The 11501-nt window shown below is 38.4% G+C and carries 12 protein-coding genes; 6 read left to right on the top strand and 6 right to left on the bottom strand.

Going from position 1 to position 11501, the window contains the following annotated elements:
- Positions 1-51: 51 nt before the first annotated feature.
- Positions 52-861, bottom strand: coding sequence for a sporulation peptidase YabG (yabG, locus tag L323_RS35775; protein WP_020816493.1), 810 nt, complete (start codon positions 859-861; stop codon positions 52-54).
- A gap of 225 nt (positions 862-1086) precedes the next feature.
- Between yabG and L323_RS35770 the strand changes: the two genes are divergently transcribed.
- From L323_RS35770 to L323_RS35760, 3 genes are read left to right on the top strand one after another with little or no spacing between them, the layout of a single operon-like run.
- Positions 1087-1449 carry an ArsR/SmtB family transcription factor gene (locus L323_RS35770; RefSeq protein ID WP_020816492.1) on the top strand — a complete coding sequence of 121 codons (363 nt, stop codon included), beginning with the start codon at positions 1087-1089 and terminating at the stop codon, positions 1447-1449.
- A gap of 34 nt (positions 1450-1483) precedes the next feature.
- A complete protein-coding gene (locus L323_RS35765) occupies positions 1484-1702 on the top strand; it encodes a heavy-metal-associated domain-containing protein (RefSeq protein WP_020816491.1) in 219 nt (72 codons plus the stop codon).
- A gap of 33 nt (positions 1703-1735) precedes the next feature.
- The gene (locus L323_RS35760; RefSeq protein ID WP_020816490.1) at positions 1736-3592 is read left to right on the top strand and encodes a heavy metal translocating P-type ATPase; all 1857 of its coding nucleotides are present in this window, start codon (positions 1736-1738) and stop codon (positions 3590-3592) included.
- Between the two features lie 21 nt (positions 3593-3613).
- On the opposite strand, the gene L323_RS35755 is transcribed toward L323_RS35760, so the two are convergent.
- On the bottom strand, positions 3614-4084 hold the full coding sequence (locus L323_RS35755; RefSeq protein WP_020816489.1) for a C-GCAxxG-C-C family protein: 471 nt from the start codon (positions 4082-4084) through the stop codon (positions 3614-3616).
- Positions 4085-4197: 113 nt separating this feature from the next.
- Between L323_RS35755 and L323_RS35750 the strand changes: the two genes are divergently transcribed.
- On the top strand, positions 4198-4785 hold the full coding sequence (locus L323_RS35750) for a dienelactone hydrolase family protein (RefSeq protein WP_020816488.1): 588 nt from the start codon (positions 4198-4200) through the stop codon (positions 4783-4785).
- 272 nt (positions 4786-5057) lie between these two features.
- Here L323_RS35750 and L323_RS35745 read toward each other — a convergent pair whose 3' ends face one another.
- The 4 genes from L323_RS35745 to L323_RS35730 form a co-directional block, all read right to left on the bottom strand.
- Positions 5058-7208: a glycoside hydrolase family 9 protein gene (locus tag L323_RS35745; RefSeq protein ID WP_020816487.1), complete on the bottom strand. Its 2151-nt coding sequence runs from the start codon at positions 7206-7208 to the stop codon at positions 5058-5060.
- A 230-nt stretch (positions 7209-7438) separates the two neighbouring features.
- Complete coding sequence (locus tag L323_RS35740) at positions 7439-7918, bottom strand: NUDIX domain-containing protein (RefSeq protein WP_020816486.1); 480 nt, start codon at positions 7916-7918, stop codon at positions 7439-7441.
- An 89-nt stretch (positions 7919-8007) separates the two neighbouring features.
- Positions 8008-9342, bottom strand: coding sequence for a beta-N-acetylhexosaminidase (nagZ, locus tag L323_RS35735; protein ID WP_020816485.1), 1335 nt, complete (start codon positions 9340-9342; stop codon positions 8008-8010).
- A gap of 112 nt (positions 9343-9454) precedes the next feature.
- Positions 9455-10054, bottom strand: coding sequence for a DUF4352 domain-containing protein (locus tag L323_RS35730; protein ID WP_020816484.1), 600 nt, complete (start codon positions 10052-10054; stop codon positions 9455-9457).
- A 184-nt stretch (positions 10055-10238) separates the two neighbouring features.
- Between L323_RS35730 and L323_RS35725 the strand changes: the two genes are divergently transcribed.
- Positions 10239-10784, top strand: coding sequence for an RNA polymerase sigma factor (locus L323_RS35725; protein ID WP_020816483.1), 546 nt, complete (start codon positions 10239-10241; stop codon positions 10782-10784).
- Positions 10781-11461 carry a DUF4367 domain-containing protein gene (locus L323_RS35720; protein WP_020816482.1) on the top strand — a complete coding sequence of 227 codons (681 nt, stop codon included), beginning with the start codon at positions 10781-10783 and terminating at the stop codon, positions 11459-11461. Before L323_RS35725 ends, L323_RS35720 begins: the two co-directional genes overlap by 4 nt.
- The last annotated feature ends 40 nt before the right edge of the window (positions 11462-11501 follow it).

The following is an 11501-nucleotide window of genomic DNA, read 5'->3' as shown; positions in this document are numbered from 1 at the left end:
TACGCAAACTCTTTTTTTACTGTATATAATAATTGAACTATACTTGACAATTTATCTCATCTGCCCTCTTGTATCTTTTCCACCTATGCCGGCACTTCCTGTTATTGTTAGTTCTATTACCGAATTAGATGAAAGTATAACTGAACTGTCTGTAACCGATACTTTCTGTGCAACAATTGCCGGGTCTAATGCATTTATCAGAATTCTTTTGGGTGAGCTGGCAAAATTGGCTCCCGCTTGCATAATTGCCTCAAAGTATGACTGACATGCTCCTGCAAAGATACACAACTTATCAGGATTGGGCTCGTATGCTCTGGCAATTTTCACTGACTCAATGAAGTATGATGAATTAGCATAGCTATCCAAAGATTGGTAATTGCTGGCACCTTTTTTTAAACCGTCATGTCCCGTCAGAACCAGTATATCCGGTTTATAAGCCTCCAGATATTGCTTTACTACCGAAGGCTGCCTGTTTTCACTTACCCATTTACCTGAACAGCTGATTTTACTTTTCTTATAGAAGTCCAAACATTGGTTCATAAAATCTTCTGCCGAATCTATATGCAGTATTCTACCCGGCCTATGCTTTATTCTCGATAGAAATGATTTGAATACAGGTCTGCAACAATCAATGCTTCTTTTTACCTGGTCAAGTTCATTTATTGCCCGGGTATACGCTATTCTTGTATCCTGCTTGACAAGGTCATCTCCCTGTGAGTCAGCTTCGATTCTGTATGACAAACCTCTTAGTACATAGGATTCTAATCCATTAAAGTTTGTTTTTATGTTTACTACCCTAAAAAGTATGTCTCCTCCATATGACCTTCTGATAACAATATCTCCGATATGAAATTTAGCCAAAAAAATCACTCCAAATAAACTTTTTATTGCATAATATGCAACCAAATTTCATTTGGGGCTTGTACAGCTCAATTGCCAACAACTTTTTATGTAAAATAATTGGTTTATTTTTGAAAATTTCTGGTTGACTTTCTAAATATGCCGGTATATCATTATATATGAACAATCATTCATATGAACGTATGTAAGTACTGCATTTAACTTGTATTAAGAAAGGAAGGTTTTATGAATATAGAAAAGGATGTTGAACACTGTGAGTATATATGTCTGCATAAGGATGTAATAGATCAGGTACTGTCACATATGCCTGAAGAGACTCAGTTATATGATCTTGCGGAGCTTTTCAAAATTTTTGGTGATACCACTAGAATCAAAATTTTGTATGTTCTTTTTCAAGCAGAAATGTGTGTCTGTGATATTGCCCAACTGCTGAACATGAGTCAGTCAGCTATTTCTCACCAGTTGCGAATATTAAAGCAGGCAAAACTGGTTAAATCAAGACGTGACGGAAAGACTATTTTCTATTCATTGTCCGATTCACATGTAAGAGCAATAATTGACCAGGGTTTTGAGCATATTGAAGAATAATAATTTTAGAAATAACAAATAGGGGGATATTTATATGAAAAAAAATTACAGACTTAACGATTTAGGCTGCGCAAACTGTGCTTCTAAAATGGAAAGAGAAATCAGTAAGTTGGAGGGTATTAATAGTGTAACTGTTAACTTTATGATGCAGAAGCTTACTATAGATGCAGTTGACGAGAGTTTTGACGATATTATGACATCAGTACAGAAAATCATAAAAAAAATTGAGCCTGACTGTACCATAAAAATGTAATATAAGGACTAATGTATATACAAGGAGATTTTTATGAGTAAAGCTAAAAAGGAAATTTTCCGTATAGGTGCAGGAACTTTGGTTCTGATAATTGCGGTGGCAGTGTCATTTCCATCCTATCTGAATCTTGCATTTTTTCTTGCAGCCTATTTTATAATCGGTGGAGATGTTTTATGGAGAGCTATTAGGAATATTTTGCATGGTCAGGTATTTGATGAGAACTTTTTAATGAGTATTGCAACCATCGGTGCGTTTTTTGTCGGGGAGTATCCCGAAGCTGTTTCCGTAATGCTTTTTTATCAGGTCGGAGAAATGTTTCAGGATTATGCGGTTAACCGTTCAAGGAAATCCATATCTTCATTAATGGATATCCGCCCTGATTATGCAAATGTTAAGCGTAACGGAGAGCTTGTTACGGTAGATCCTGAGGAAGTTGCAATAAATGAGATTATAGTTGTTAAAGCAGGTGAAAAGATACCACTTGACGGTAAAGTCATAGAAGGCCATTCATTGGTTGATACCTCTGCATTAACTGGCGAATCTGTTCCAAGGGAAATTAATGTCAGCAGCGAGGTTCTGAGCGGATGCATAAATCTTAACGGCCTTCTTACAATCCAAGTTGCCAAAGAATTTGGTGAGTCCACGGTTTCCAAAATTCTTGACTTGGTGGAAAATGCAAGCAACAAAAAAGCAAAACGTGAAAATTTCATCACTAGATTTGCAAGGTATTACACTCCCGTTGTTGTTATAGTGGCAGTCATTCTTGCAGTTGTGCCGCCGCTGCTTGTTCCGGGAGCAACCTTCAGTGACTGGATATACAGGGCATTAACTTTTCTGGTTGTTTCCTGCCCCTGCGCTCTTGTAATTTCTATTCCTTTGGGCTTCTTCGGAGGTATTGGCGGAGCCTCAAAACTGGGGATTCTCATAAAGGGCGGAAACTATCTGGAAGCTCTTGCAGCTACCGAACTGGTTGTTTTTGATAAAACAGGTACGCTTACAAAAGGAACATTTAAGGTTACTGAGATTAATCCCGTAGGTATTTCAGATACAGAATTATTGGAGCTTACCGCCCATGCCGAAAGCTATTCCAACCACCCTATTTCTCAGTCTTTAAAAAATGCTTTTGAATCTGAAATTGATAACTCCAGAATTACCGATGTTGAAGAAATACCAGGCCATGGTGTTAAAGCAGTTGTTGACGGGAAAACAGTATATGCGGGTAATTCTAAGTTAATGGAAAAAGTCGGAGCAGTGTATTCTCATAATAAAACAGTTGGAACAGTTGTACATGTAACAGTAAACGGGGTTTACGCCGGATATATAGTTATATCAGATGAAATAAAGGAAGATTCGGTCTCTGCCATTGCAAAGCTTAAAGCATGTGGAATACATAAAACCGTAATGCTTACGGGAGATGCAAAGGATGTTGGTGAAGCGGTTGCCGAAACTCTGGGACTTGATGAAGTGTACACTGAACTTCTTCCCGTAGACAAAGTTGAAAAGGTCGAAAAGCTCCTTGCGGAAAAATCACCAAAAGGTAATCTGGCTTTTGCAGGGGATGGTATAAATGATGCTCCTGTTCTTTCAAGGGCAGATATAGGAATCGCCATGGGGGGTCTTGGCTCTGATGCTGCTATAGAAGCGGCTGACGTGGTCATTATGAATGATGAACCTTCCAAAATAGCCACTGCCATTGCTATCTCCAAAAAGACCCTTCGTATAGTTAATCAGAATATAGTTTTTGCTCTTGGAGTAAAGGCGATTGTTTTAGCAATGGGTGCCTTCGGCATATCAAACCTTTGGGAAGCGGTATTTGCAGATGTTGGAGTATCAGTAATAGCTATTCTCAACTCTGCACGAGCTTTAAGAGTAGATAATACATTTAAATAGTAAAGTTGAAAAGCAGAGGTGCTATTCCGATACAGCCTCTGCTTTTTTCTCATCTATGTATTGTTCCATTATCTCAGCGGCACACTTTACATATTCCGCACAGGGACGTTTTTTATAATAGCTCTCAGTTCTTTCCTCTGGAATAGGATTATCAGGCCCCTTGCCCAGTCCAAGCAGTTCCCTGCACACTATTGTACCATTGATGTTTGTAAACCTTTGGGCAAGTTCCTGTATGAGCTTGTAATGTTCTTTTTTTGCTTCATCATCCTTGGGTTCATCATATCCGTAAATTACACCTGCAACCATGAACATGCCGCTTACAGCACCACAGACCTCTCTCAACCTTCCCATTCCACCCCCGAAGGATGACGCTATCCTCAAAGCGTTTTTCAATTCCATACCGATGTCATCGCAAAAAGCCCCAAAGACGGCCTGCGAACAGTTATATCCCTCTTTAAACAACTGCTGGGCCTTTTCTGAATTTTTTCCCATTTGATTTCTCCCAGATTTTGTATTTTATTTCAAGTTTACTTTTTATACTTTTGAGTGTCAACAAATTTTGTAGTAGTATTATATTAGTAATAAAATAAAACTGGACGAGGATTATGTTAAGTATAATTAATAATTCTAAAGATTTAATAATTCTTATACATGAAATTTACGGAGTTAACCCCTTTATAACAGGTATTGCCAATAGATTTACTTTGTGGGGCTATGACGTTGTGTGTCCTGATTTGTGTGGTCTGGAACATCCGTTCGATTACAGTGAACATGAGACCGCCTATAGGTATTTCTATAATAATATAGGTTTTAAAAAAGGAACCGATATTGTTATTAACCTGGCAAAGCAACTCAAGAGCAGCTATAACCGTATTTTTTTAATTGGCTTCAGTATCGGCGCTACTACTGCATGGCTTTGCAGCGAATCAGGACTTTTTTCCGGTGTTATTTGCTGTTATGGCTCAAGAATACGAGATTATACCGATATTTCTCCATCTTGCCCTGCCTTGCTTATTTTTCCAAGCCATGAGAAATCCTATAATATAAGAGATTTTGTCAGCGGTTTTAAAGAACCCGGCGTTAAAGTTCATACGTTGGAAGGGAATCACGGTTTCGCCGATTCCTATTCAACCGGATACAATGAGGATTCTGCAAAGAAGGCTTTTGATTTGATTAAAGGTTTTATAAAATAAGGGGGAGTCGCAAAACCTGTGCTCCCGTATAAAATTATATCAATGATTGCTTCCAAGATATTTGCAAGAGTTTATAGCGGCTCATCTTTGGATATTTTACCGTCGCTCACATTCATCATCCATGATTCATCGTGTCGCTAAAACCTACATCGTGATAGGTTTTCCGGTAAAATATCCAAGTTCGCCTATAAACAACTGCAAATATCTTTAACCAAGCTTCCATTGATACAATTTATACTCACGTCAGGTTAAAACAACCCTTTTATTCGTTATTAATAGCCACGTTGTAAATAGCTCTTTAATGCCGCATAATCAATGGCATTTATATCGCCATCCTTGTTAAAGTCAGCGGCGGCTAAATTGACGTTGCCTGATGTGTCGCCCATAAGTATTTTTTTGAGCAGGGCAAAATCTATTGCATCAATGTTTCCGTCATTGTTTATGTCTCCGTACTTTACCTCAGGTATTCCTCCTGCTGGCTCTTCTCCCCAAAGAAGCTTACCGTTGTCATATACGGGTATGTATTTTGACATTCCTGCAAAGGATACTGCATCAAAGTCAGGCGGGCCACTCAGGTTCTGGTATGACCAGTCATTTTGATTGGAACCTGCGCCATTTTTGTATTCAATCTGTACGGTTGCATCTTTTTCGCACATTTCCCACTCAGCGGGCATTATCTGTGTTCCTGTAAAATCTACTGTAAAGTAATATATATTATCCTTGTATTGCTTCAGCCCAATAAGCTTCGCGCCCTGACTGTCTTCAAGGGTTAATTGTACGTCATCTACCGTACCTCCGGCTTCAAACACTTCGGATAAATCCATAAAATAACGGGTAGACATCTTATCCTTCATGGTTGCAGGCCACGCCGAGCGGTTATTAATCTGGAACATAACTTTCAGCTTGCCGTAGCCCTCATATATAATCCAACCCCTTGTAAAATATTCTGTCAGGTTATCCTGAGGTGATCTGAAATCCTCAGGCTTCGGCCAGTTTACCAGTGGATTCCCTCCGTACATACCGTACATCTTAGCCAGACAGCCTACAAAGCCGGCATTATAGTCTGTTGCTACTTCATTTAATGTATAATCTTTGATATCGTCCTTCCAGCTGTCGTCGGAGGAAGGGCCTCCTACTAAAGCTCCGTAGAGAATATGTCTATGGAAGGTTGGGACGTTTAACATGCTTGTCCATGAACCATGTGCAGTTCTGTGGTGAGGATGTTCAGGTGCATTTTCTCCGAATCCTACTTCGTAGCTGCCTCCGCGTGGATTATCTCCGAGTGCATAATTTACCTGTCTTTCTGCAAAATCGTGATAAGCCTGCTTTTTGGAAGCAGTTCCTATCGTTTTATCATCGGACCAAACAAATGCTAAAAATGCCGCAGTTGTTGCATAACGGAGGGAGCCCCATTGTGAAAGCCATGCAAGCCCTCCGGGAGTGTACTTTATTCCTGTCCCCGGCATCCAATAATCAAGATTCTTTTCAACCATTGCAGCGTAACTTTCATCATGGCCTGCCTGTGCTATTTTGAGAGCTGCACCGTAGCTGACGTCATCCCAGCAGTGGGTATGCTGTCCGCCTAAAACAGTCACGGGAAGAATTGACTTTGCCTTATCAAGATATGTTGAATCCTGAGTTTTAATATACAGCCATATTGCACCCCAAGCAAGGTCATCCAGATAACTCCCTGAAGGATACAGTGTTTTCAGAGGATTTTTACCTCTATATGTATCAGCAAATTTAAACAGCTGCTTTGCATGTGTAAGACAGGTTTCTGCATATGTGGGGTCTGTGGGCTCAAATATAATTGATGCAATAGCCAATGCTGCCGCAGTTTGGCCTGCTACGTCTGAACCCGGTGTTGTAGGGTCAACCTTAAATGACTTTCTGTCTGTTTTGTAATCCAGCAATTCGTGGGGTATCCATACAGAATGGTCTGATTCTTCGTAGCCGCACATGTAATACAATACATCCGGACTTGGGTGCGCTTTGATAAAGAAGTCTGTAGCCCACTTAATCTCATCAAGGATGTCATCCAGTTGCCCTGACTTTTCAAAGGCATCACGATATTCGTAAACAGCCCATCCCAATTGTCCTGCTGCATATGACATAGGATGTGTAAATTTTATTCCGTCTCCGGCATCTGCCCATCCTCCGGTCAGATCAAGACCTACATCCTTTCCGTCAGTCATTGCTGCATCACCTCTGTAGGGCAAAACATAGTTGTCCGGTAAATCTCCGAGACGATTGGCCTTGTAAAAAAGAATTGACTTCTGCATAGCTTCGCCGTAATTGTAAAAGGCCCCTCCCGCACGTGGCGAAGTAGCTGCTTTTGCAGTTGTCGGAGCACAAACAAATAGTGACAACAGCAGTGACGTGACTAGCATGAAACTGGTTGTTTTAAGGAATTTTTTCCTCATGATAATACCTCCATTACAAATTTAATTTTCTAAAAATTGAACTTCCGGCTGGAATTATATCGGTAAACGAAGAGTGTCTAAGAGTAGGATTTAAATTAATACAAATATTACTTTACTTTCTTAATTATACAATTTTACCCTGCAATTTGTACAGAATATTTTAAGCATAAAAATATTGAGATAAAAAAAGAACAACGCGGTTTAAGCGTCGTTCCTATCTCCGGTTAAATTTAATTAATCCCATAAAATGAGTATTCCCCATGTTTTTCACGAGAAACAAAAGGTTTATTTTCAAATGCATTATCCTTGTTTTCTATAACCCCTTTCAGGATTACTCTTGTCAGGTCAGGTACATCAGGTGACTTTACCGCCTCGTTTATATCCATGAACAAAGCCTCACTGTTTTCCCTATTATCTGAATTTGGTGTTCCTTCAACATAATCCATCAGAAACACCGCATACCAGTCCTTTAAATTAAAACGTACTCCTACTAGAGCATTTGGTCTGGCAGTAACTGTGGTTTCTTCTAAAACCTCTCTGCATAATGCTTCCTGGGGTGTTTCGTTGATTTTAACATATCCACCGGGAATAATAAGTTTTCCTTTGCCTGCTCCATATGTGTGGCGAACCAGGAGTACTTCATTTCCTTTTAGTACGATTCCTCCTACGGATTGACACCAATTCGTATTCTCATCTCTTTTTCCGTCCAATGTACAGTTCCTCCGGCTATTAATTAATTTGTCCATAACAGGATATCATATATTACCGCCGTATGTGAATTGGTAAAAGCAACAAGAACCTAGAACAAACTCCTGATTTTGTCGTTTATGGGCTTAGGGTCTACTGCATTTGCAGGGTCATCAGTAATTCCATGTTCCTGCTTTAGATTCAGTATCCTTGTAACACTTTGGTCAATCCGGTCCATAGGTAACTGCCCTGACTGAGCGGCATTTTTCAGAGCAGAAATTACTGCCTTTTGTTTTTCAAAATCATGGCACACAAGGACTATGTCGCTTCCTGCAAGTACAGACTTAACGGCTGCCTGACCGATATTATAGTTTTTTACGATTGCTCCCATTGTAAAGTCATCGGTAATAACAACCCCGTCATAATTCATCTCTGTTCTAAGTATGTCAGAAATAATGGTTCTGGAGAAAGACGCCGGGTTTTCAGGATCTATTTTTGGTAAAAGTATGTGTGCTACCATTACAGCCTCTGCCCCATTTTCTATTGCGTCGGCAAAAGGTTTTAGCTCAAAGCTTCGGAGCCTTTTTAAATCATTATTTACCCTTGGAAGTCCCACATGTGAATCCGTGGATGTATCACCATGGCCGGGAAAATGCTTTACAACGGGAATAATGTTTTGTGACTGCAAGCCCTGCATGGTCTGCACGCCAAGTTTACTCACCAAATCCGGAGCTGTCCCGAAGGCTCTGTCACCTATAACCGGATTCTTTGGATTGCTGTTAATGTCCAGCACAGGTGCAAAGTCCATGTTCATTCCAAAGGATTTAATTTCCTCACCAATTATACTTCCCACTTGGTGTGACACAGAACTGTTATTTAATTTACCGATTGTTTTATTTGAAGGAATTTTAAGAAATTCGTTGGGGAGTCTGGAAACTCTTCCTCCCTCTTCATCTACTGCAAGGAATAAAGGTACCTTGTTTGCCCGATTTATACTTTTTAACGAATTCAACAATTCAAGCATCTGGTTGGAATTCTGTATATTACTTTTAAAGAGGATAAATCCTCCCACATTATATTCTTCTATCATTTGTCTTGCATGTTCATCTGCCATATATCCATCTAAACCGACTATTACCATCTGGCCGATTTTTTCATCCAGACTCATACCCATAATCTGTTCCTTAAGTTTATCACCTTCTTGAACCGGTTCCTTTGAAGTATTAACGGGTGTTGATGTAGATGTAGGTGTAGATGTTGCCCCAGTATTAGTTTGGTAAGAGGTATCCGTCCCCCAATTTTTATCGCCGATGCCACCGTTGTTATGGTTATCACGACTGTAAAGCAGAGCTGTATATCCCGCCACAACTGTTAAGGCTGCCAGAAATATTACTATAAATATTGTTAAAAACTTTCTACGTCTGTTCCTATATCTGGTTTTACGCACAAAAACCCCTCCTTGATTGCTAAATAGATGCCTTTTAGAATCAATAATATATCATAATATAATTATATACCAGCATCTGATTATAATAGCTTTAGGGGTAATATGTTTAATTCTAGTAAAGTATTACCGGGGAACGACCATCTCCTGCGGGCCCTTGAATAATTAACCTCAATCCTTTTGTGACTTCTGGTATTTCAAATGCAATGCCTCCCCTGAACTCAGAAGATGCCGCTATATGCCCGTCCAGTTGCTCCATATTTTCATCATCAAGACAAGATAGTGCTCCCAATGACGTATTATTATAGGATGTTCCAAACCTGTCTGTAAGGTCGAACATTGTTTTTGAACTTATAGTTGCTGATTTCTTTGAATTATTTTTTACAGTAATATCAATCAGCAGAAAAGCTCTTCCTTCGTCCGCTTCAAATAGTTCTGACTTCTCACTTTTTTTATATGCATTTATAATATATTCCAAACCTTTTACGGTTACTCTTTTATCTACTATTATCCAATCTTGATTTTCCACGCTTGTTTTATGTTGTCTTTTTATGTCTGATTCTATTTTTGGTATGTTATCGTCTATTAAACTGTCATGTGTAGTTGTCGCAGATGATGATGCTAATGAATTGTCTTTAGAATTTGATACTGATTCGCAAGCACATAGTGCTGAAATGATAACGGCAGCAAAAAATAATAAAAAACTCCTTTTCATAAATTGTCCTCTTTGTTATGCTTCAATGTAATTTCCACCCATATTTAAAGCTCGTTACATATTACACCATAATATGTTATATGTCAATAAAAGATATATGAATTTTAACATTGTAAAAATAATTAAAATATTGTAAATTTAGTATGCTTATTCACATTTTAACAATTATATTGGAGGGATTATTTTGCTGGAATTCTTTCTATCAGTTCTGGAAACAGAAGACGAGAGAGATAAATTTACTGCTCTTTATACATATTATGAGAGTGCAATGTACAATGTTGCATTCAGTATTCTAAGAGATCGATATCTTGCAGAGGACGCTGTACATGATGCACTGTTAAAGATAATAAATTATATTCCTGATATTTCAGATATTAAATGTCACAAAACAAGGGCTTTAATCGTTATTATTATCAAAAGCACGGCCATAGATATTTATCGCAAGCGGGACAAGCAGTATTCTAATGAAAAAACTGAGCTGCCCGAGGAGGCTGATACAGGCGAATTACCTCTTGATCATATTATTGCTGACGAAAGTTTTAACGAACTGAAGATGAAACTTAATAAGTTGAATAAGGAGTATCTGGACATTGTTATGCTAAAGCATTTATATGATTTGTCAAACAATGAAATCGCAGATGTCCTGTGTATTTCAGGCGACGCTGTACGACAACGTCTAAGTCGGGCTAAAAAGGCCATCAGAAAAATAATTGAGGAGGAAAATAAATGAGTTCAACAAAGACGTTGCAGGACGTTTTGATATCTGTTGCAAAAGATACTCAGAAAAATTTATCATCTGAATTGGATCGAAATATGTATCCTTCGCATAAGTTCTCAAGAAGCTATGCAAAACGTAAAAAGCTGATCCTCAGGTCACATGAAGAGTTTTTACCTATTAATAGTTTTAGAAAACGGATTCTCATTCCCATAGTTATCATAATTACTATTTTAACATGTGCGATGAGTGTTCCTGCAATCCGTGAACCGGTGATTACCTTTATTGTTAACGTTTATAATGAGATGACAGACTTCATTATAAGGTCAGATAGCAATGAAATCCAAGTAACCACCAATGATTTTATATTGAATTATGTTCCCGAAAATTATACTTTGCAAGATACGCAGGTAGCAGCAAATATAAAAACAGAGGCCTATAAAGATAATTCAGGCCATAGTTTTGCTTTTACGTTGGAATATTACAAGAATGGAATAAATTTTTCAATGGACACTGAAAATGCAAAAGTAACCAAAACCAAAATACAAGACCTGAAAACTGTAATTGCAGAAAAAAGTACCGGTGTAAATATTGCAGTTTTTGATAATAAAAGACATCAAATCTGGAACTTAACAGGTAATATAGATTACGATGTTGCACTAAAAATTGTACAAAATGTCAAAATCAAATAATTTTTTAAAAAAATAGCATTTATGTGTCACAAATACCCTC

Origin of the sequence: Ruminiclostridium papyrosolvens C7, assembly GCF_000421965.1 — a bacterium.
Lineage (GTDB): Bacteria > Bacillota > Clostridia > Acetivibrionales > DSM-1351 > Ruminiclostridium > Ruminiclostridium papyrosolvens_A.
Note: the sequence above shows the minus strand (reverse complement) of the source record. Positions and strands in the feature narration are given on the sequence as shown.

Excerpts from the sequence above, each read along its gene's own strand:
- L323_RS35770 (WP_020816492.1), top strand. The coding sequence starts at position 1,087 with ATGAATATAGAAAAGGATGTTGAACACTGTGAGTATATATGTCTGCAT.
- L323_RS35765 (WP_020816491.1), top strand. The coding sequence starts at position 1,484 with ATGAAAAAAAATTACAGACTTAACGATTTAGGCTGCGCAAACTGTGCT.
- L323_RS35760 (WP_020816490.1), top strand. The coding sequence starts at position 1,736 with ATGAGTAAAGCTAAAAAGGAAATTTTCCGTATAGGTGCAGGAACTTTG.
- L323_RS35755 (WP_020816489.1), bottom strand. The coding sequence starts at position 4,084 with ATGGGAAAAAATTCAGAAAAGGCCCAGCAGTTGTTTAAAGAGGGATAT.
- L323_RS35750 (WP_020816488.1), top strand. The coding sequence starts at position 4,198 with ATGTTAAGTATAATTAATAATTCTAAAGATTTAATAATTCTTATACAT.
- L323_RS35745 (WP_020816487.1), bottom strand. The coding sequence starts at position 7,208 with ATGAGGAAAAAATTCCTTAAAACAACCAGTTTCATGCTAGTCACGTCA.
- L323_RS35730 (WP_020816484.1), bottom strand. The coding sequence starts at position 10,054 with ATGAAAAGGAGTTTTTTATTATTTTTTGCTGCCGTTATCATTTCAGCA.
- L323_RS35720 (WP_020816482.1), top strand. The coding sequence starts at position 10,781 with ATGAGTTCAACAAAGACGTTGCAGGACGTTTTGATATCTGTTGCAAAA.